The organism is Pseudomonadota bacterium, assembly GCA_039196715.1.
GTDB lineage: Bacteria > Pseudomonadota > Gammaproteobacteria > CALCKW01 > CALCKW01 > CALCKW01.
In genome coordinates, this window is record JBCCUP010000021.1 from 31,717 (window position 1) to 52,264 (window position 20,548).

A 20,548-nucleotide genomic window follows, 5' to 3' on the forward strand; every position below is an offset into this window, starting at 1 on the left:
CGGTTACAACCGCATACCGCCGTCGAACTCCAGCACGCGGCCGTTGTTGAAGCCGTTCTCGATCAGAAAGCGCACCGCGTCTGCGAGCTCCTCGACTGTGCCGAGGCGGCCCACCCGCGTCGCGCTGATCAAGCGGTCGCGGGCGTCGGCTTTCATCGAGGCCACCATGTCGGTGTCGATAACGCCGGGTGCAACCGCGTTGCACCGGATGCCGTACCGGGCGAGTTCGCCGGCCCAAGTCGTGGTCAGGGCGGCCACCCCGGCCTTGGCGGCCGCGTAGTTGCTCTGCCCCGGGTTGCCGGCGCGACTGATGCTCGAGATGTTCACGATGACGCCGCCCTCGCCGTGCGCGACCATGCGCGACGCGGCCTCCCGCCCGGTCAGGAAGACGCCCGTCAGGTTGACGTCGATCACCGCTTGCCAGGCTTGCAATGACATGCGGTTGGTCACCTCGCCATTCTCGGCCTTCACCAAGAGGGCGTCGCGCAGGATGCCCGCGTTGCAGACCACGCCGTGCACGGCACCAAAGGCGGCCTGGGCGGCATTGAAGAGCGTCTCGACCTGGTGCTCGTCGCTGACGTCGCACACGCAGGTGGCGGTGCGGTCAACGGCGTCCAGCGCGCGCCGCGCGCGCGCCAGGCTGTCGGCGTCGACGTCGGCCAGGGTGACCCGGCCGCCGCGGTCGAGCAGTGTCCGGGTGATCGCCAGGCCCAGGCCGCGGGCGGCCCCCGTGACCACGAAGTGTCGGTTGTCTATGTCCATTCGGTTGCGTTCAGGGTGCGGTGATCAGGTAGGGGAACCAGTCTTCGCGCAGGCGTTGGCCCGCTTGCATCGCGTGGCCGGGGAAGGGTGGTGAGGTGCGGCCGGGGCGCTCGACGTAGCGGGCATCGTCGCCGACCAGTCGCAGGGAAAAGGCGCGCCGCCGGTTGGCGCTGGTGTTGCCCCGCGCACCGTGCAAGGTCTTGAAGTGAAACGCCACCGCGTCGCCCGGCTGCAAGGCCCATTCGACCACGGGCATGCCCTCGGCGTCCGGGTCGGGGACCGGCATGAAGGCGCCCGGGTCGGGGTAGAAAGTGTCCTCCGCCAACCAGCGCACCGGCAGCACGGGTTTCGCCCACCGGTGCGAGCCCGCAACGCAGCGCAGCGTCGCGTCGGTCACGGCCTCGACGGGCGACCAGAAGCTCACGGTCTGCTCACCGTCGACGAAGTAGTAGGGTGCGTCCTGATGCCAGGGCGTCGGCTTGGTGGTGCCGGGTTCCTTGACCAGCACATGGTCGTGGAACAGCTGGACCGCGCGTGAGCGCATCAGCTGCGCGGCCACGCAGGCCACCGGCGAGCGTTCAACCACCTCGGTGAACTCCGGGATGCGCTGCCAGTTGCAGTAGTCGTCGAAGAAGCGGCCGCCTTCGCCCGGTTTCAGGTTCTCCGCCGCGTAGGGGCCGGGCTCGGCCATGTTGCGCTCGATGCCGGCGGCGATCGTGTCGACCCAGCCGTCAAACAGGCCCGGGATCAGCACGGCGCCGTCGCGTTGGAAGGCCTCGACGGTGGCGTCGGAAACGGCAAAGGTCATGGTGGCGATCAGTGTGTCCAACCCGCCAACTTACGCGAAAGACCGGTCGAGCTCCAGCAACACAGGCGTCCCGGTCGCCGACCGGGGAGGGTCAGCTAAAGGGGGGCTCAGATCCGATCCCGTTCCGAATCGGTGCTGGCCATCAGGGCATCGGTGTAGCGTTGGCCCGAGACAGCGTCCTCGTTGATCAGCGCGTCCAGTTCGGAGACGGTGTCGTCATCCAGTGCGATGTCGCCCGCACCGGCGTTCTCGCGCATCCAGTCGATGTGCTTGGTGCCGGGGATCGGCACCAGCGTGCGTGCGCCGGTGTCGTTGCGGTGTGCGAGCAGCCAGGCAAGCGCGAGCTGCGCGGGTGTGCACCCGATCCGCTCGGCGACCGCGTTGAACGGCGTCAGCAGCGCCACGTTGTGCGCAAAGGCGTCGGGCTCGAAGCTTGGCCGTGCAATGGTGGCGCGCAGGTCCGTCTCGGCGAGCGTGTTCACGTCGTGCGACGAACCCGCGAGGAAGCCGCGCGCGAGCGGGGAGAACGGCACCAGGGTGACACCGAGCTCGGCGCAGGCCTGGAGCACACCGTGCTCCGGGGTGCGCGACCACAGGGAGTACTCGCTCTGCACGGCGTCGATCGGGTGTTCGACGTGGGCGCGGCGCAAGCTCGCGGTGCACACTTCGGACAGGCCGATCGCGCGCACCTTGCCCGCGGCTTTGAGGTCGGCGAGCGCCCCGGTGGTCTCCTCAACCGGCACATCGGTGTCCAGGCGGTGGACGTAGTAGAGGTCGATCACGTCGGTGCCGAGCCGCTTCAGACTGGCCTCGCAATCGCGGCGTATCGCCTCCGGTCGACCGTTGATGGTGGCCTTGCCATCGGCGGTGCGGGTGAATCCGCCCTTGGTTGCGAGCACGTACTCCTGTCGGCGGTGCTTGAGCGCCCGACCGATCAGCCGCTCGTTGTGGCCGCCGCCGTAGAGCGCGGCGGTGTCGAGGAAGCTGTACCCGTTGTCCAACGCAGCGTTTAGCAGAGACTCCGAGTCCGCATCGACCGCCGCGCCGTACCCCATCGACATGTTCATGCAACCCAGACCGATGGCGGAGACCGTGAGCGGCCCGATGGTGCGCGTGTGCATGGTGGTGTGAAGCCGTGTGGAAAAGGTTACAGTGTCCTCGCTCCCGTCTGCCCCGCGCAAGGGCCGGGCCGTGTCGGGACCGCCGCTGTGATTCCAATCCGCCGAGACACTGTCATGCTGAACTAGACCGATGCCCGATTCCTGCGACTGGCGTACGACGAGGCCAAGGCCGGCTTCGACGAGGGCGGCTGTCCGATCGGTTCGGTTCTCGCGCGCGGTGACGAGTTGATCGCGCAGGGGCGCAACCAGCGCGTGCAGGGCGGCGACCCGATTGCGCACGGGGAAATGGACTGTTTGCGCAAGGCCGGGCGCCAGAAGACCTACCGCGACAAGACGCTCTACACCTCGCTCTCGCCCTGCATGATGTGCTCGGGCACGATCGTGCAGTTCGGGATTCCGCGTGTCGTGGTCGGGGAGAACGTCAACTTCGGCGGCAACGAGGATTTTCTGCGAGAGCGCGGCGTCGAAGTCATCGTGGTCAACGACCCCGATTGCATCGCGCTCATGAAACGCTTCGTCGAGGAGAAACCGGCGCTCTGGCTGGAAGACATCGCCGAGGACTGATCCACCCGTTTTTCAAGCCCGTCAACCGAACGGTGGCGCATCCACCACCTTGACCCACGCAGCGCGCCAAGCCGGCGCCTCGAACGGGTCTGGCCAGAATTCCGTTTGCCGCGTAATCAGGCCGTTCTCAACCGTGTGAAAGGTGATGGCCCGACCAGCCGTTGTGCCGTCGGTCACCGACACGTCGGTGACCACCCGCGCGCCCTCGCACACGATGCTGTTGAGCTGAAAATGCCAGCGGGCCTTGGCCGGGTATTCGGTGTTGATTCGGGCGAAGGCCTGCCGACCCCGTGTCAGCTCCCCGGATTGTGGCCAGTGGCCCTCGAAGTCCGTGCTGAGCCACGCGCTGGCGCGTTCAAAATCGTTGGATTGCATCGCGTCCCAAAATGCCAGGACAACCTCGCGCGGGGTCATGGTGTCTCCTGTGGCCAGCGGTGTCGGGGTCGCTTCGTTTGTGTGGTAGCTGTGCCTGTGACCGGGTGACGCACGCCGCGCCCCGCTGCGTGCTGTTCCCGATACCGCACCGCGTCCTGCGCTGCCTGCCGGTCCAGCGCGGCGTGTGCCTTCTCAAGCTCACCGGCGTGAGGTCATGCCGAAGAATTGCCGATGTTGTCGTAATTCGATACCGTGTCGTGGGCGTCGGACGTTTTGCAAGGGCGAGTGTCGCACACGCAACGCCGCGAGACATCGGTTGCAGTTCCGGGGCGTTTCCCGGGTGACCTGGCGGATGCTCGCGATGCCCGAAAACTGACTGCCCAAACGCTGTTGGACGACGGGTTGTTTGCCGGCGACAACGCACCCTGTACCGTGTACGTCACGAAACTCCGTGGAGAACAACGATGTCAGCAAACCAGCAAAGCGCGGCCTGTGCGTGCCCCGGACCCGGGTACGCGTCTCCACAGGATGCGATCAAGGCACCGCGAGAAAACGTGGTGTACACCATCTGTATCTACACCGGCACCGGCATCGAAAAGCCGGACTACATCGCCACCATCGATGTCGATGAAAACAGCGACACCTACGGGCAGGTGATCAGCCGCTGCGAGGTGCCGACGATCGGGGATGAGTTGCACCACATGGGCTGGAACGCCTGTTCCTCGTGCAACCAGGATGCGTCGATGTCGCGCAAGTACCTCATCGTCCCTGGCGTGCGCACCAGCAATTTCTATATCATCGACACGGCGACCGACCCGCGCAACCCGACGCTCCACAAGACGATCTCCGGCGAAGAGATCAAGCGCAAGACCAACCTCAGTGCACCCCACACCGTGCACTGCCTGGGGTCTGACATCATCGTTTCGATGTTGGGCGATGCCGACGGCAAAGGCCCGGGCGGTTTTCTACACCTCAACAAGGAGTTCGAGATCGTCGGGCGATGGGAAAACGACATCACCGGCATGAACTACAACTACGACTTCTGGTACCAACCGCGGCACAACATGATGGTGTCAACGGAATGGGCGGCACCCAACACGTTCATGCCGGGATTTGATCTCGCGGATGTCGCCGAAGGCAAGTACGGCCGGCACATCCACTTCTGGGACTTTGAAGCCAAGAAGATCGAGAAATCGGTCGACCTCGGCGGCGAGGGCCTGATCCCGCTGGAAGTGCGTTTTCACCATGAACCGGATTCGACACACGGCTTCGTGGGCGCCACGTTGAGTTCCAACATCCACCATTGGTACAAAGACGACAACGGCGAACTGGTGATCGAAAAGATCATCGATGTTGAGCCGATCGATGTCGATCATTTCCCGGTGCCGATGCCGGGCCTGATCACCGACATCCTGCTGTCCATGGACGACAAGTACCTCTATTTCTCCAACTGGTTGCACGGTGATCTGCGCCAGTACGACATCAGTGATCCCTCCAACCCGGTGCTGACGGGCCAGATTTTCATGGGTGGCTTGCTGGGCAAGGCGCCCACCGTTGGCGGTATCGAGATACACGGGGCGCCGCAAATGATCCAGTTGTCGCTCGACGGCAAGCGCCTCTACGTGACGACCTCGTTGTTTTCCACCTGGGACAACCAGTTCTACCCCGACATCAAGGACAAGGGCGGCCAGATGTTCATCATCGACTGTGACACCACCAACGGTGGCATGACGCTGCGCGAAGACTTCGTGGTGGATTTTGGCAAGGAGCCGAACGGGCCTGCGCGTGCCCATGAGACCCGTTACCCCGGTGGGGACTGCTCGTCCGATATCTGGGTGTGACCCGGTTGAGTCCAGTCGACACCGGGGCGGCGATGCGATGGTTTGCGACCTCGGTGTCCGAGACAGCGCCGTGCCCGTAGGCGCAAACCGGTGAAAGACGTCGCCACGCACCGTGTTTCCTTCAGCAACCGTGCATGGGCGCCGCTTGCGGTCCGTGAAGACGAGGCGATCATCGACGCCGTCGAAGCCGCGGGTCATGCCTTGCCCATTGCCTGCCGCTACGGCGGTTGCATCACCTGCGCGGCCCGCCTGTTGTCCGGGTCTGTCCGCCAGCCGAACGCCACGGCGCTCAACCGGCGGCAGAGCCGGGCGGGGTACATCCTGTTGTGCGTCGCCCGGCCGAAGGCAGACTGCCACATCGAAGTGGGTGTCGAGAGCCACGGTGCCCTCTACAGAAACCCGTTTGCCCACCCCGACCCGAAGACCGTGGAACTGATCAAATGCCTGCAACCGAAGTAAACGGCGCTGACATCGCCTATGCGTTCAATGGCGCACCGACGCGAGATGACGGCGTGACCGTCGTGCTCGTGCACGGTGCTGGCGGACGCAACCAGGATTGGCCGCAAGCCTGGCGGTCTGTGGATGACGTCACCCGCGCCATGGGGCTGACCCCGGCGAGCCACGTCGCGGACCTCGATCAGTACCCCATTTACGCAATTGATCTGCCGGGCCACGGCGAGAGCGGCGGGGCCGGGGCCACGTCAATCGAGGCCTACGTGGACGCGATCGAGGGGGTCATGGACGCGCTGGACCTGAACCGCGTCGTGCTCACCGGCCACAGCATGGGGGCGGCCATCACACTGTCGCTCGCCATCCGGCAAAACCCGCGGCTCGCCGGCATCTGCCTGATCGGGGCCGCGAGCACCTTGCAGGTGTCCCCGGCCATCCTCGAAGGCCTGCAGCAGGACTTCGAAAACACCGTCGATGCCATCATCAAGTACAGCTGGTACAAGAAGACCGGCGCCTTCTTCAAGGAGAAAGGCCGCCAGCGCATGCTCGAGACCGGGCAGGACGTGGTCTACGGCGACTTCTTCGCGTGCGCGGAAATCGACCTGACCGACCAACTGGACAAGGTGCAGGTGCCCGCCCTGATCATCGCCTCGGACAACGACCGCATGGTCCGGCTTGATCAATCCGAGGCCATGGCAAAAACACTCAACGCGACATTCGTGCCGCTCGAAGACTGCGGCCATTTCCAGCATATCGAACAAACCGCCGCGTGCGCCGAGGCGCTGTCTGGGTTCCTGGCACGACTGTAGTCGATCACGCCGAAACGGCAGTGGACGACGGCACGCGCCGGACAGGCACGACGGATTCCGGTCTTGCGCCGTTCGGCGTCTCCAGATGTCCCGTGTGGCTGGCACCACACTGCCGGTGCGACTCGGTGGGTTATGCAGGCACGTCCCCGTCGGACAGCACCTGCCAGTGGCGCTCACGCAGGCGGTTCTTGAGCACCTTGCCGGTGGCCCCGAGGGGCAGCTCGTCGACAAACACCACGCGGTCCGGCACCTGCCACCGCGCGACCTTGCCGTTGTAGTGCGCAATCAGGTCCTGCTCTGTGAGCTCGGCGCCGGGCTGGGCCACGGCGATCAGCACGGGCCGCTCGTCCCATTTCGGGTGGTAGGCCGCGATCGCCGCGGCGTTGGCGACACCCGGGTGGGCGATGGCGATGTTTTCGAGTTCCACCGACGAGATCCACTCGCCACCGGACTTGATCACGTCCTTGCTGCGGTCGCGGATGACGAGGAACCCGTCAGGGTCGAGGGTGGCGACGTCGCCGGTGTCGAACCAACCGTCGTCGGTCAGGGCACTCTGTTCGGCCTTGAAGTAGGTGTCGACAATCCAGTATCCCTTGATTTGCAGCATGCCTTCGGTCACGCCGTCACGCGGTAACGCGCGTTGGTCCGTGTCGACAACGCGCAGTTGCACGCCGAAAGGCGGACGGCCCTGGGCGAGTCGCAGGGCTTCGCGTTCGGCGGCGGGTAGGCTCAGGTGTTTGGCCAGCGGTTGATTCGCCGTGCCGAGCGGGCTGACTTCGGTCATGCCCCAGCCGTGGATCAGCTCGATGCCGTAGCGGTCGCGAAACGCCGCGTACATTGACGGTGGCAACGCGGAGCCGCCGACCACGGTGCGCTGCATCGTCGCAGCCCGGGAGCCGGTTTTTTCGAGTGCGTCCAGCAGGCCCATCCAGATCGTGGGCACGCCGAACGACATGGTTACGCGTTCACCGTCTATCAGCGCCACCAGGCTCTCGCCGTCGAGATTCGCACCTGGCAAGACCAGGCGTGCCCCCACGGCGGCCGCGACATAGGGTACGCCCCAGGCGTTCGCGTGGAACATTGGTACCGCCGGCATCACCGTGTCCCGGGCGGAGAGCCCGTGGCCGTCCGGCTGGTTCGCGCCGAGGGTGTGCAACACTGTCGAGCGGTGCGAGTAGAGCACGCCCTTGGGGTTGCCTGTGGTGCCGGAGGTGTAACAGAGCGACGACGGGTTGCGTTCGTCGAAACGCGGCCAGACGTGATCGTCAGCGGCCGCAGCGAGCAGTTCGTCGTAGTACAGGATTCCGTCGATCTCGTCCGCGACCTCGGCGTCGCGTGGCCCCATGAGGACAATGTGCTCAACGGATGTCAGGCTGTCGCGCAGCGCACGCACCTGTGGCACGAAGCCTTTGTCGATGAACAGCACCTTGTCTTCGGCGTGGTTCACGATGTAGGTCATCTGCTCGGGGTGCAGGCGCGGGTTCAGCGTGTGGCAGACAAAGCCGGCGCCGGACACGCCGAAGTAGATCTCCAGGTGCCGTCGGTTGTTCCAGGCGATCGTGGCGCAGCGGTCGAGTGGACCGAGGCCGAGCGCGTCCAGCGCGGCGGCGAGTCGGTGGGCGTTGGTGGCGATCTCGCGCCAGGTGCTGCGAGACAGACTGCCGTCGGTCTCGACCGACACGATGTCTGTGTCGCCGTGGTAGAGCGCGGCGTGCTCGATCAGGCTGGAGATCAGCAGCGGTTCGTCCATCATGGTGCCGAGCATCCCGTTCCCCTCGTGGCCGATCGTGCCGAGCGTCCGGCTGTTTTACCCCGATTCCTCGCCCAGTGTGAAGTGCATCAGGTCTTCGGCGATGGCCGTGGGCGGTGATTCGATGCCGGCGAGTGCCACGGCATGGCGGCCGACGGCGTCCATGTGGGTGCGGAAGTGGGTCAGCACCACCTGTTTCACACCGGCGCGCGCCGCCATGGCGGCGATCTGTTGCGGCGACGGGCTCATGGCATTGAGTGCCGGGTGCAGGTCCTCGTCATCCAGGCGGTAGCACCAGTGCAGCAGGAAGTCCGCGTCCTGGCACAACGCTTCGATCTCGGGTGTGATCGCAGTGTCGCCGCTGTAGACGAACACCTGACCGTCCGCTTCGAGGCGAAAGCCGAAGCAGTCGAGCAGCGGTTGGGCGTGCGCGGCGGTGGCGCTGGTGATACGCCAACCGTCGCCGTCGATACTGTTACCGGCTTGTATTTCTGTGATGGCGGGCGCGGGCCAGGGGCGCGGCAGGGTGCCACCACGGTCGACCCAGACCCGTTGGCTCTGCTCGAGCTCGGTGCGCGCGATCAGGTCAAAGGCGAGCGCGCCCTCGCGGCCGAAGAGTCGCTCGTGCACCGTGCGGATGGGGGCGGGACCGTACACGGCGATGGGCGCGCCGCCTTCGTCCCAGGCGGCATGGATCAGCCGCGCGTAATCGATCATGTGGTCGCTGTGCAGGTGCGTGAACACCAGGTGCGTGATGTCCGAGGGCTGGCGCCCGGCCTGCAGCAGGCGGTCCACCACGCCCCCGCCACAGTCGAACAGGATTCGGTCGCTGCCGATCTCCACGAGGTAACCGGAGCTGGCGCGGCGGGCGTTGGCCTCGGGGGAGCCGGTGCCGAGCAGGGTGATCTTCATGGCGTCAGACCCGCGGCGGCGGTGTGGCACCTGGGGCGCCGAGCGTGAGCGCGCGTTCGCGCCCGCCGTAGGACGCAATCAGGGCTGCCTGATCCGCGTGCGCGAGCGCGTCCATGGCCTCCGGGTCACAGATGGCGCGCAGCGCTGCGTCCAGGCGGGCCAGTGTCTTGGCGTGCGCGGGGTCGGCTGCCAGGTTGGTCAGTTCTTCGGGGTCCTCGCGCAGGTTGAACAGCTCGGGTTCGAAGCCGACGTAGTGGATCAGCTTCCAGTCGCCCTTGCGCAGCATGAACGCGCCCGAGACGGCACCGGCGGCGTGGTACTCGCTGAAGACCTCGCGCTCGGGATTCGCGGGTGCGGCCATGAGTTCGTAGAGGGACTCGCCCGGGCTGTCGTCGAGCGTCGGGGCGTTGAAGTGGTCGACAATCGTGGCACTGAGGTCGAGCAGGCTGCAGGGCGTGTTGCAGGTGCCGACCGGCGTGCCGGGGCCGGCGACAATCAGCGGCACCGCCACGGATTCCTCGTAGTGGTTGGACTTCCCCCAGAGGCCCCTCGCACCGACGTTGTCGCCGTGGTCGGAGCTGTAGATCACCGTGGTGTTGTCGGCGAGCCCGGCGTCCTCGAGGGCGCTCAGGATCTGCCCGACGTTGTGGTCCATCCACGTCGTCAGGCCGTAGTAGCAGGAGAGTGCCGCGAGGCGTTCGGCTGCGTCTGTGAAATTCGACTCGCTGTCCATGAGCGCGTTCTGCAACTCGACCCACGGGTGGCGTTGGTAGCCGGTGCTCGGGTGTTGCTTGACCGGTGGCAGGCTTCCAGGGGGGTAGAGGTCGAAGAAGTCGTGGGGCACGGCGAACGGGAAGTGCGGCGCGACCAGGCCCACGTAGAGGCACCAAGGGGCGTCATCCGTCGCACGCGCCCGCAGCCAGTCTTGGGTCCTGGCGGTGACGGCGGCGTCGTACTCGGTGTAGCGGCTGGTGCCGGGGCCGATGTACTCGCCGAGCATCCGCGAGCGCGGGAAGACGCGCTCGTGCTCGCGCCGCAGCGAGGCCCACACCATGCCGACGCCGTCCACCACCATCATCGGGATGTGCTTGTGGTCGAAGCCGTCGTTGTCTTCGGCGTGCCGGTAGTGCAGTTTGCCGATCGATTCCACCGGGACGCCGCTGTCTTGCAGGCGGTGCCCCCAGCCCGGAATGTCGCCGGTGTAGGGCATGGCGTTGTCCCAGAGCCGGTTGCGGTGCACGTAGCGGCCGGTGGCAAACGACGCGCGCGCCGGCACGCAGATGGGCGAGGGCGTGTAAGCGTTGGCGAAGCGCGTCCCGCGTGCGGCCAGCGCGTCGAGGTTGGGTGTCTTGACGAAAGCGTGTCCGGCGCAGCCCATCGCGCGCGACTGGTGCTCGTCCGAGACGATGACCAGCAGGTTTTGTCCGGCGCGTTCAGTCATCGCAGAGCTCGGCTTCCGCGGCTGTGTTGATCTTCTCGAGGATGGCCACGAGCGTGGCCTTCTCCTCGGCCGTGATCTGCGATTCCAGCCACTGACGTCGCCGCCGCATCATCGGTTCGGCACCGGCATGTGCGCGGCGGCCCTCGTCGGTCAGGCTGATGCGTTGGCGGCGCAGGTCGAGCGGGTCCTCGGCGACGTCGACCCAACCGCACACCTGCATCGCGCTCACCAGCCGGCTGAGTTGGCCCTTGTCGATGTCGACGATGCGTCGGATTGCCGCCGAGGTGGTGTCGTGCTCGTCCGCGAGGATGGCGAGCACCCGCCATTGGGCGATGCTCATGTTGTGCTCGTCGCGCAAGCGCTTGGCCACCTGGGCATTCAGCCGGGTCACTGTGCGCGACAGCTGGTAGGTGACCGCGTTTCGGATGCGGTGGGCCGCGCTCACTGCCTCGGGCGACGGTGTGTCGCCTGCCTCGCCAGCCAGATCGTGCCGGGGCTGCGTTGTGGTAGGGGTGCCGGCGTGTTGCACTGCGTTGTCCTCGTCGCTCGATCGGCTGATGGTGCGGTTGCGCTCATGGGGTCAATGTCAGGGAACGATGTTGACATGTCAACAAAACCGCACGACACTCGCCTGCACCATACTGCACAGAAGGTGAATTGCCATGTTTCGTTCGCTGACTGCCTGCGCACTCGCGCTGGGCCTGGCCGTGTCGACGTCCGCCGTTGCCGAGTGGACGCCACCCGGTCCGATCAAGATGATGATCGCGTTCGCGGCCGGCGGCGGTGCGGACACCCAAGGCCGCATGATCGCCGAAGAGCTCGAGGCGCGCCACGGTTGGAAGATCATCCCAGAGCAGGTCACGGGCAAGGGCGGCTCCGTGCTCGCCAAGGCGATGGTGGACCAGCCCAACGACGGCACGGTCATCGGCCTGTTGGTGACGGAATCGATCGGTTACAACATGGTCGTGGCAGAGAACCCGGGTTATGCGGTCGACGACTTCACCTACCTGACTACCACGGCCGGCTTCCAGATGGGTGTGGTCGCCAAAAGCGAGAAAGGCTGGAACACCTTTGCCGACGTGGTTGCCGCGGCCAAGGGCGGTGAGGCCATCCGCTTCGGTGTCATGAGCCCCAAGCTTGCCGACCTCGCCTACCTGCTCGGTGAGGCGCACGGCGTGGAGTTCAACATCATCAGCGTGCGCGGCGGCAAGGCGGTCATGAACGGCCTGAACGCGGGCGACATGGACATCGGCTGGGGTGCGGGCATCCAGAACAAGGCGGTCGCCGCCGGGGACATGGTCAACCTCGCCTACGGCCTCTCCACCAAGCTGAACATCTCCCCGACCGCGCCGACCATGGCCGAGCTCGGGGTGGACTTCAACGCGGACGGATACTTCCTGTTCGTCGGCCCCGCCGGTATGCCGGAAGACGCGGCCAGCGCCATCAGCTCGGCGATCGCCGAGATCGCGCAAGACACCGAGAGCAAGGCCGGTGGCTTCATCGGCAAAGCCTTCGGCGGCGCCGCGGTGTTGCAAGGCGAGCCGCTGGTGCAGTTCATGGCCGACGGGGTCGCCGACTCCGAAGCCCTGATGGCGGCGACCGAGTAAGACGGTTGCAGCGCGCTCGGGCCACCGTGGCCCGTGCGTGTACTCGGGTCTCACGGGCGTGTCATCGCGCGAACAGTCGCAAGCCACCGACCGCATCCTAGGCGCTGTCTGCCTGGTGTTCGCGTTGGTGCTGGCGTTCATCTGGATCCCGCTGGACGCCGAGACCGGCCTGATTGAAAAGGCGCGCCGACGGCTGGTGATCGGCGACGGCCTTGCACCTACGGTGGCGGCGGGCCTGCTTGCGGTGTCGGGCTTGTGGTTGTGCCTTTCGGGGTGGTGGCGGCGGAGCGGCGGTGCGCTACACCGCGAAAACCTCGGCTTTCTGTTGCGCTTCGGGGGCCTCGTGGTGCTGTGCCTGCTGGTGATGCGCTGGGCCGGCCCGGTGGCGGTGTGGGCGAGCGGCGACACCCTCGACGCTTACCGCTTGTTGCGCGACACCGCGCCCTGGAAATACCTTGGCTACCTGCTCGGTGGCACGCTGCTCATCGCGGGTGTGGTGGCCTGGATCGAGCGCGGTCTGCGCTGGCGCAGCGTTGCGCTGGCGTTTGCCGTGGTACTGGCACTCGCGCTGCTCTACGACCTGCCGTTCGAAGACCTCCTGCTGCCCCCGAACGGTGACGTGTGACGCCACTAGAATACATTTGGGCGGGCGTGCTCGCGGTGTTTGCGAGCGATCCGCTGATCAGCCTGTTCGGCTGGGGCATTCCGAGCGCGTTGGTGATGGTGCTGCTCGGGTTTTTCGTCGGTGTGGTGGTGGGCGCCACCCCGGGCCTTGCCGGGCCCATGGCGATGGCGGTCAGCCTGCCCATCCTGATTTCGATCTTCGGTTACGAGCCCTCGGCCCTCCTGCCGGTGATGGGTTTTCTGATCGGCGTGATGAAGGGTGCGACCGTTGGCGGCGCGGTGCCGGCGATCCTCTTCAACACACCGGGCACCCCGGATGCGTTCCTGACCACACAGGACGGCTTCCCGATGACCGGGCGCGGGCAGGGCACCAAGGCGCTGCGCGTCGCGCATTTTTCGTCCGTGAGTGGCGACACCTTTTCGGACATGGTGCTGTTCATCGGTGCGCCCTTTCTTGCGGTGTTCGTCGAGCGCTGGCTCGACCTGCCGGAAAAAACCGCGCTGATCATCCTGTCGCTCGCGTTCATCGCCGCCGTGGTTGGCAGCTCGCCGGCGCGGGGCCTGATCTCGGCGAGCCTGGGCATGCTGGTCGCCTACGTCGGCACCGGTGAAGACTTCTACCCCCGACTCAGCCTCGGGTTTGACGGTGTCGCCAACGGTTTCCCCGTGGTGGCGGTGATCCTCGGGGTGCTGATCATCGGCGAGGTGTTCAAGTCGATCGAAGACATGGTGCGCGAGGGCATCGCCGAGGCCGACCGGCAACGCGTCGGCGAGGTGGGCGACCAGCGCTTGCGCTGGCACGAGCGCAAGCGTCTGTTGCCGTACATCGGCCGCTCGGCGGTGATCGGCACCGCCATCGGCGCGCTGCCGGGTGTGGGTTCGACGCTGGCGGCCACGCTTGGGTACGCGGCCGGCAAACGTCGCTATGCCAAGCGCAACCCCGGTGAAGCGGGCTTTGGCTCCGGCCTGGCCGAGGGTGTGGCGTCCACCGAAGGGGCCAACAGCGCGGTCTCGGGGGCCAACCTGATTCCGGTGCTGTCACTCGGTATCCCCGGCAACGCGGCGGCGGTGTTTCTGATCCTCGCAACCGACAGCATCGGTGGCTTCAACCCGGGGCCTTCCGTCTTCCGCTTCGACGCACAGAGCGTCAACAGCGAGCTGGTGATGGCCTTCGGCCTCTTCACCCTCATGGTGATTGCCAACCTTGCAAACTGGACCGTGGGCGGCACGGTCATGCGCTACATGGGGATCATGGCGCGTGTGCCGCGCCAGCTGCTGATGCCGAGTGTGTTGCTCGTGACCCTCACCGCGATCTATGTGCAAGAGGCGGCGCTCAGCGCGGTGTACGTGACACTGGCTTTCGGTGCACTTGGCTACCTGATGCGCCGACTCGACGTGTCGGTCCTGCCGTTTGTCATCGCGTTCATCCTCGCCGGCAGCCTCGAGCAAACCGCACGGCAGGCCTTCGCCGCAACCGGCAGTGACCCCTGGTTCCTTTTCAACAACCCCCTGGCGCTTGCGTTCATTGTCATCGCGGTCGTGATTGTGGTGCGCCTTGGCTTCCGGAAAACCCCCGATGTCTGACAAGCGCCCCAACATCCTGTTGATTTCGGCAGACCAACACCGCGCGGACTGCTTCGGCTTCGAGGGTCGGCGCATCAAGACGCCGCACCTCGACGGGCTCGCCGCCGAGGGCACGCGCTTTTCGTCGTGCATCACGCCGTGTGTGGTGTGCCAACCGGCGCGTGCGTCGATCCTGACGGGCCTGTTGCCGCGCAGCCACGGCGTGCACGACAACGGCATCGACCTCAGCCCGGCGATTGGCGAGCGCGGCTTTGCCGGTGCGCTCGCGGCGGGTGGCTACGACACGGCGTATTTCGGCAAGGCGCACTTCTCGACGTACCACACCTTCGAGCCGACCGGCACACCTGAATGCCTCAGTTCATCGCACGAATACGGCGACGACTGGCACGGCCCCTACATGGGGTTCGCGCACGTCGAGATGATGTTGGTGGGCCACAACTACTTTCTGCCAGAGAAGCCGCCGCGCGGCCAACACTACGAGCGCTGGTTTTACGCCGACGGCAACGGCGACGAGAAGAACCGTTTGTACGGCGAGAACGCCGGTAACACCCACGGCGCGGCGCAAACCTGGCACTCCCGCTTGCCGCCGGAATGGCACAACAGCACCTGGACAGCGGATCGGTTCATTCGTTGGTTGGATTCGCACGACGATGACACGCCGTTTTGCAGTTGGGTCAGCTTCCCTGACCCGCACCACCCGTTTGATTGTCCCGAGCCCTGGTCGCGCCTGCACGATCCGGCTGATGTCGACTTGCCGCCCCACCGCGAGCGCCACTTCGCCGGTCGCCCGTGGTGGCACGAGGCTGTGCTGACCAAGGAACCGACGGGGTCGGCCGCGTCAGCCAAAATCCGCAAGGAGTACAGCCGCATTCCACCGCAGACCGACCAGCAGCTGCGTGAGATCATCGCCAACACCTACGGGCAGATCGCACTGATCGACCACAACGTCGGTCGGATCCTCGCGGCGCTGGAGCTGAGCGGGCAGGCCGAGAACACGCTTGTGATCTATATCTCGGACCACGGCGACTGGCTCGGCGATCACGGTTTGGTCCTCAAGGGGCCGATGCACTACGACGGCCTGTTGCGTGTGCCGATGATCTGGCGCGGGCCCGGCGTGCCGCAGGGCAAAGTGGTCGATGACCCGGTGTCGACCCTCGACCTCGGTCCGACCTTCTCCGACTACGCCGGCGCCGCGCCGTTGCAAACGCAACACGGCGAGAGCGTGCGCCCGCTGATCGAGACCGACGACGCAACGCGGGCCTACGCGTTCAACGAGTGGCAACTGCTGCCCACCCGGGCCGGTGTCGGTTTGTCGTTGCGCACCGTTCGCACCAGGACACACAAACTCACGGTCGATCTCATCAGCGGCGCGGGGGAACTTTACGACCTCGTCAACGACCCGCACGAGTGCGTCAACCGCTTCGACGAGGCCGACTACGCCGACGTGCAGGCCGCGCTCCAGACGATGATCGACGCGCGACCCGATGACATGTTGCCCGACCAGGTGCAGGTGGGGATGGCGTAGACGTCGGCCCGGGTGAGACCGATGCTGTGCGCGTGCAGTGATTGGGGTCGACAGCGTCACGTGTGGCGCGTAAAACGCTCAAACCATGTACTCGCCTCGTTTGATCAACCGCCCTGTGACGGATGGGCCATCACCCGCAGGCTGTTCGGCTGACGTCCCGGTTCCCGCACCGGCGGTACGTGAGTGCGTCGGTGTGCGGCCGGCTCATCAACCCCTGGGTGCGGGAGACCGGCTATTGCTGCTTTGCGCGGTGTGCCTGTCGATGCTGTTGGGAGGCTGCAGCGTCATGGCCCCTGTAACGGGGTTCTACGCAGACACGGCGGTTGCGCAACCCAAATCGCGCAACTACCTGCGGGACCGGCCGCCGATCTGGATCGAGGCGCCGGCAAGCAAGACGGTCATCATTTACAGCCACGGCACCACCCGGCCGCAGCGCAGAGAAGACTGTGGTGCCTTCTGGAATCGGGTGCCGCCGTCGTTGCTGTCCGTGCAGAGCGAGACGACGCTGATCTACTACCTGTGTTCAGCCGTCACCGAGCCGCCCGGGGCGGCCTTTGCCGGGCAATACGTGGACGACCGCCTCGCGGAAGTGGAGCGCACACTCGACGACATGATCGACGCCGGTGTGGCACCGCAGCGGTTGTTCCTCGCCGGGCATTCGGCCGGTGGCTGGGTGGCGCTGATGGCGGCGAGTGCGTTTCCCGCCAAGTTCAACGCCGCGATCGCCTACGCGCCAGCATTCGCCGGTCGCCGGAGCGAGGCGGCCGCCTTCCCGTGGTGGCGGGGCGAAGTGCGTCCGCGCCAGGTGGTACGCATGCTGTCGGCCCCGGCGCTGTCGGCGCTGGTGTTTGCCTACGAGGGCGACCCGTTCAACCGTCCCGAGGATCTGCAGTTTCTCGCAGACGCGTTTCCGTCCACGGTCACGATGGTCGCGTACGGCTGCGCCAACCTGAACAAGCACCTCGTGCACCTCAACGACTGCCGTGAGGCCGAAACCGCCGCGCGCGCTGCCGCGTTCCTCGCCGATCGCGTGGGCGCCGTGACCCACTGAACTTGCAAGGCCTGGCGTGTGGTCACGGTCAGAGCCAGGCGCTCGGCACGTCTGCGGCTGCGGTGTTGGCCTCGGCCACGAGACGCCACTGTGCTTCGGTCTTGGGCAGTTCGCACTCGAAGAAGTACCGGCAGGTTGCCAGCTTGGCCTCGCGTTGATTGGCACGGGTGTCACCGAGCGCCAACGCCGCGATCGCCTGATCGAGCCACAGCCAGGCCACCACGGTGTGGCCGAAGGCGGACAGTGCGTGGCTGGCGTTGTCCATCGCGCGCTCGGGCTCGACGCGAGACGCCAGGTGATCCAGCGCCGAGCGCGCGGTGTCGATCGCGGTGGCCAGCGCCGTCGCGAAGGTATCGAGTTGCGGGTGCAGGCGCGCGCGATCGACAGTCACCGTCATCCGTGTCGTGAGGAGTGCGAGCGCACGGCCCTGGTCGGCCAACACCTTGCGGCCGAGGAAATCGATCGCCTGGATGCCGTGCGTGCCCTCGTGGATCGGGTTGAGGCGGTTGTCCCGGTAGATCTGCTCGACGTCGTAGTCGCGCGTGTAGCCGTAGCCGCCGTGAATCTGGATTGCATGGTCGTTCGCCACCAGGCCAAACTCCGAGGGCCAGCTCTTGGTGATCGGTGTCAGCAGGCCGAGCAGGTGTTCGGCGTCCTGGCGGTCGCCCATTTCGGGCGCGGTCTTGATGTCATCGACGAGGCGCGCCGAGTACAGGACCAGCGCGAGCGCGCCCTCGGCGATGGCCTTCTGCGCCAACAGCATGCGCTTGACGTCGGCGTGCTCGACAATCGGCACCATGGGCGCATCGGGGTTGCGGGCATCCGCTCCCAGCCGACCCTGCGGTCGATTGCGCGCGTAGTCGAGCGATTGGGTGTAGCCACGAAACGCCAGCGCGGCCGCCCCGAGGCCGACCATGATCCGCGCCTCGTTCATCATCCGGAACATGTTGGGCAGGCCGTCGCCTGCTGCGCCGATGCGCCAACCGAGTGCGCCGGTGGTCTCGCCGAAATTCAACAGGCAATTCACCGTGCCGCGGTAGCCCATCTTGTGGTTGAGACCGGCGACCGCAACGTCGTTTCGGGAGCCGTCCGGCAACACCTTTGGCACGGCGAACAGCGAAATACCCCGGATGCCCGTCAGCTGCGTGCCGTCGTCAGCGGGGGCCTTGGCGAGCACGAGGTGGACGATGTTCTCGCTCAGGCTGTGGTCGCCACCCGAGATCCACATCTTGTTTCCGCGCAGCCGGTAGCGCTGGCCGAGGGCGTCCGAGCCGTCCGGTTTCGCATGGGTGCGGATGTCCGCAAGCGACGAGCCGGCGTGTGGTTCGGACAGGCACATGGTGCCGAAACAGCGACCGGCGATTTGGGGCCGAGCCCAGGCGTCAATCTGCGCCGGACTTGCGCATTCGAGCAGCAGGCGGGCGTTGCCGCCGGTCAGCATCGGGTAGGCGGCAGTGCTGATGTTGGCGGCACAGAAGTGGGCGAAGGCGGCGGTGGCGACGGTGTTCGGCAGCTACAGGCCACCGAACGCCTCCGGGAAGGCGCTGGCGAAGAAACCCGCTTCGGCGTACGTGCCGAGCGCCTCACCGATCGCGGGAATCAGGCGCACGGTGCCGGCGTCGAGTTCGGGCTCGGTTGCGTCCGAGGCCTTGTAGTGCGGGGCGAAGTGGTCCCGGGCGAGGTCGGCGGCGAGGTCGAGCACAGCGTCGAAGGTGTCGACACCGTGCGCGCGGTAGGCGTCTCGGTCCGCCAGCGTCGCCACCTCGAGCCAGTCGTTCAACAGGAACTGCATTTCGTTGCGGGGAATGAAATCCATGGAGCGTGCGCGGGCTGCCAGGGCTAGGACACACAGTGTGACCGGTTTTCGGCGCGTGTGCGCACGCACGCTGCGCGCTGGAGCCCGGGCCGTGCGAGGCCGTACACTGCGTGTCAGTGACACCGGGGGGCGCAGGGCATGATTGTCGAGTGGCTTCACGTGCTGGCAACCGTGGCGTTGGGCCTCTACGCGGGCAGCCTGTTGACCGAGGGCGCGCTGCTCGTGCCCTATTGGCGCACGCTCTCACCGAGCGCGTTTTTCGGTCTTCACGGCGACTTCGGGCCGCGCCTGTTTCGCTTCTTTTTTCCGGTCACCAACGCGGCGGTCTGGTTGTCTGTGGCGTCGGCGTTGCTCGACCGGTTTGATAACGCCTACCGGACTGTGGCTGCCGTCCTCTGTCTGGCCGCGCTCGCGACCTTCTTTCTGTTTTTCAAGCGCGCCAATGCCGCCTTTGCCGCCCGCACCCTGAGCGACGAGGCGTTGGCGTCAGCCCTGGCGCGGTGGGCGCTGTGGCACTGGGTGCGCACGGTCGCGGCCGTGCTCGCTTTCGCTGCCGCGACGGCGGCCTTCGTGCTGCACTGACCGACGGGCGCGGGGGCGCTGTTTCGATGGACAAGATGAAATCGCTCGAGGTGTGTGTCGCGGTGGCAGACGAGGGCAGCCTCGCCGGTGCCGCCCGTTCGCTGTCACTCAGTGCCCCCTCGGTGACCCGTATCCTGGGCGAGCTGGAGGCCGAGCTCGGGGTGCTGCTGTTTCACCGCTCGACCCGCGCACTCACGCTGACGGCGGACGGCACCCGCTTTGTCAGCGAGGCGCGTGACATCCTCGAGCGCTACGGCGCTGCGACAGAAACTGCACGCGGCAGCCACCGCGAGCCGCGCGGTGAACTGCGCCTCACGGCACCGGCCATGTTCGGGCAGTTCTACGTGCAGCCCCTGGTGTTGGAGTACCTCGATGCTCACTCGCAGGTGCGTGTTGACGCGGTCTGGCTCGACCAGGTCGTCAACCTGATCGAAGCGCGCTTCGATGTGGCGGTGCGCATTGGTGCGCTGGCCGACTCGAGCCTGATCGCCACCCCGGTCGGCACGGTGCGCAGTGTGGTCTGCGCGAGCGAGGCCTACCTCGCCGAGCACGGCGAACCGCGGACACCAACCGACCTGCTGAACCACCGGATCGTGCACTGCAGCGCCATCAGCGACGCGAGCTGGCGTTTCGAGGGCGAGGGCGCCCCGCGTCTCAAGCCGCGCCTGTCGGTGTCGTCGATTCCCTCGGCCATCGCCGCAGCAACCGCCGGCTGGGGCGTGACCCGGGTGTTGTCCTACCAGGTGGCCGATGCCATCGAGCGTGGTGAGCTGCGCGAAGTGCTGGCGTCGCACGCGGTACCGGCCTTGCCAATCAACCTGGTGCATGCCGAGGGACGATCGGCGTCGGCCAAAGTGCGTGCCTTTGTGGCACTGGCGCGGGATCGCCTTCGGAACAACCCGTTTCTGCAAGGCGTGTGACGGCAG

19 protein-coding genes and 1 pseudogene are annotated in these 20,548 nt (G+C 66.3%); 11 read left to right on the forward strand and 9 right to left on the reverse strand.

Translation table 11 applies throughout. The features are described from left to right. Positions 1-3: 3 nt before the first annotated feature. From AAGA11_09575 to AAGA11_09585, 3 genes are all read right to left on the reverse strand, one after another. A complete protein-coding gene (locus AAGA11_09575) occupies positions 4-762 on the reverse strand; it encodes an SDR family oxidoreductase (GenBank protein MEM9603101.1) in 759 nt (252 codons plus the stop codon). A 10-nt stretch (positions 763-772) separates the two neighbouring features. Beyond that, on the reverse strand, positions 773-1,570 hold the full coding sequence (locus AAGA11_09580; GenBank protein ID MEM9603102.1) for a phytanoyl-CoA dioxygenase family protein: 798 nt from the start codon (positions 1,568-1,570) through the stop codon (positions 773-775). Positions 1,571-1,677: 107 nt separating this feature from the next. Further along, positions 1,678-2,691 (reverse strand): aldo/keto reductase, encoded by a 1,014-nt coding sequence (locus AAGA11_09585; protein MEM9603103.1) that lies wholly within the window; start codon positions 2,689-2,691, stop codon positions 1,678-1,680. Between the two features lie 141 nt (positions 2,692-2,832). On the opposite strand from AAGA11_09585, the gene AAGA11_09590 reads away from it, so the two are divergent. Next, on the forward strand, positions 2,833-3,255 hold the full coding sequence (locus AAGA11_09590) for a nucleoside deaminase (GenBank protein ID MEM9603104.1): 423 nt from the start codon (positions 2,833-2,835) through the stop codon (positions 3,253-3,255). A gap of 21 nt (positions 3,256-3,276) precedes the next feature. Here AAGA11_09590 and AAGA11_09595 read toward each other — a convergent pair whose 3' ends face one another. Beyond that, positions 3,277-3,669, reverse strand: a complete 393-nt coding sequence (locus AAGA11_09595; GenBank protein MEM9603105.1) for a nuclear transport factor 2 family protein — start codon at positions 3,667-3,669, stop codon at positions 3,277-3,279. 425 nt (positions 3,670-4,094) lie between these two features. Here AAGA11_09595 and AAGA11_09600 point away from each other — a divergent pair, with 425 nt between their 5' ends. The 3 genes from AAGA11_09600 (at position 4,095) to AAGA11_09610 (ending at position 6,730) form a co-directional block, all read left to right on the forward strand. Continuing rightward, positions 4,095-5,471 (forward strand): selenium-binding family protein, encoded by a 1,377-nt coding sequence (locus AAGA11_09600; GenBank protein MEM9603106.1) that lies wholly within the window; start codon positions 4,095-4,097, stop codon positions 5,469-5,471. Between the two features lie 90 nt (positions 5,472-5,561). Then, complete coding sequence (locus AAGA11_09605; GenBank protein MEM9603107.1) at positions 5,562-5,930, forward strand: 2Fe-2S iron-sulfur cluster-binding protein; 369 nt, start codon at positions 5,562-5,564, stop codon at positions 5,928-5,930. Beyond that, positions 5,912-6,730: an alpha/beta hydrolase gene (locus AAGA11_09610; GenBank protein MEM9603108.1), complete on the forward strand. Its 819-nt coding sequence runs from the start codon at positions 5,912-5,914 to the stop codon at positions 6,728-6,730. The genes AAGA11_09605 and AAGA11_09610 overlap by 19 nt, the downstream gene beginning before the upstream one ends. A 130-nt stretch (positions 6,731-6,860) precedes the next feature. Here the strand turns inward: AAGA11_09610 and AAGA11_09615 are convergent, their stop codons facing one another. From AAGA11_09615 to AAGA11_09630, 4 genes are read right to left on the reverse strand one after another with little or no spacing between them, the layout of a single operon-like run. Continuing rightward, positions 6,861-8,495 (reverse strand): long-chain-fatty-acid--CoA ligase, encoded by a 1,635-nt coding sequence (locus AAGA11_09615; protein ID MEM9603109.1) that lies wholly within the window; start codon positions 8,493-8,495, stop codon positions 6,861-6,863. Positions 8,496-8,537: 42 nt separating this feature from the next. Continuing rightward, positions 8,538-9,392: an MBL fold metallo-hydrolase gene (locus AAGA11_09620; protein ID MEM9603110.1), complete on the reverse strand. Its 855-nt coding sequence runs from the start codon at positions 9,390-9,392 to the stop codon at positions 8,538-8,540. Positions 9,393-9,396: 4 nt separating this feature from the next. Beyond that, complete coding sequence (locus AAGA11_09625) at positions 9,397-10,833, reverse strand: sulfatase-like hydrolase/transferase (protein ID MEM9603111.1); 1,437 nt, start codon at positions 10,831-10,833, stop codon at positions 9,397-9,399. Further along, positions 10,826-11,362: a MarR family winged helix-turn-helix transcriptional regulator gene (locus AAGA11_09630; protein ID MEM9603112.1), complete on the reverse strand. Its 537-nt coding sequence runs from the start codon at positions 11,360-11,362 to the stop codon at positions 10,826-10,828. The genes AAGA11_09625 and AAGA11_09630 overlap by 8 nt, the downstream gene beginning before the upstream one ends. A gap of 133 nt (positions 11,363-11,495) precedes the next feature. Between AAGA11_09630 and AAGA11_09635 the strand changes: the two genes are divergently transcribed. The 5 genes from AAGA11_09635 (at position 11,496) to AAGA11_09655 (ending at position 17,224) form a co-directional block, all read left to right on the forward strand. Continuing rightward, positions 11,496-12,440, forward strand: coding sequence for a tripartite tricarboxylate transporter substrate-binding protein (locus tag AAGA11_09635; protein MEM9603113.1), 945 nt, complete (start codon positions 11,496-11,498; stop codon positions 12,438-12,440). A gap of 58 nt (positions 12,441-12,498) precedes the next feature. Then, positions 12,499-13,065 carry a hypothetical protein gene (locus AAGA11_09640; GenBank protein MEM9603114.1) on the forward strand — a complete coding sequence of 189 codons (567 nt, stop codon included), beginning with the start codon at positions 12,499-12,501 and terminating at the stop codon, positions 13,063-13,065. Then, complete coding sequence (locus AAGA11_09645; protein MEM9603115.1) at positions 13,062-14,648, forward strand: tripartite tricarboxylate transporter permease; 1,587 nt, start codon at positions 13,062-13,064, stop codon at positions 14,646-14,648. The genes AAGA11_09640 and AAGA11_09645 overlap by 4 nt, the downstream gene beginning before the upstream one ends. Next, a complete protein-coding gene (locus AAGA11_09650; GenBank protein MEM9603116.1) occupies positions 14,641-16,173 on the forward strand; it encodes a sulfatase-like hydrolase/transferase in 1,533 nt (510 codons plus the stop codon). The genes AAGA11_09645 and AAGA11_09650 overlap by 8 nt, the downstream gene beginning before the upstream one ends. Before the next feature lie 286 nt (positions 16,174-16,459). Further along, positions 16,460-17,224, forward strand: coding sequence for an alpha/beta hydrolase (locus AAGA11_09655; GenBank protein ID MEM9603117.1), 765 nt, complete (start codon positions 16,460-16,462; stop codon positions 17,222-17,224). Positions 17,225-17,252: 28 nt separating this feature from the next. Here the strand turns inward: AAGA11_09655 and AAGA11_09660 are convergent. After that, positions 17,253-19,040: pseudogene (locus AAGA11_09660) on the reverse strand (acyl-CoA dehydrogenase). A gap of 138 nt (positions 19,041-19,178) precedes the next feature. Here AAGA11_09660 and AAGA11_09665 point away from each other — a divergent pair. Together AAGA11_09665 and AAGA11_09670 are read left to right on the forward strand one after the other, a co-directional pair. Further along, positions 19,179-19,622 (forward strand): hypothetical protein, encoded by a 444-nt coding sequence (locus AAGA11_09665; protein ID MEM9603118.1) that lies wholly within the window; start codon positions 19,179-19,181, stop codon positions 19,620-19,622. A 26-nt stretch (positions 19,623-19,648) separates the two neighbouring features. Continuing rightward, entirely contained in the window at positions 19,649-20,542 is an 894-nt protein-coding gene (locus tag AAGA11_09670) for a LysR family transcriptional regulator (GenBank protein ID MEM9603119.1), read from the forward strand. The last annotated feature ends 6 nt before the right edge of the window (positions 20,543-20,548 follow it).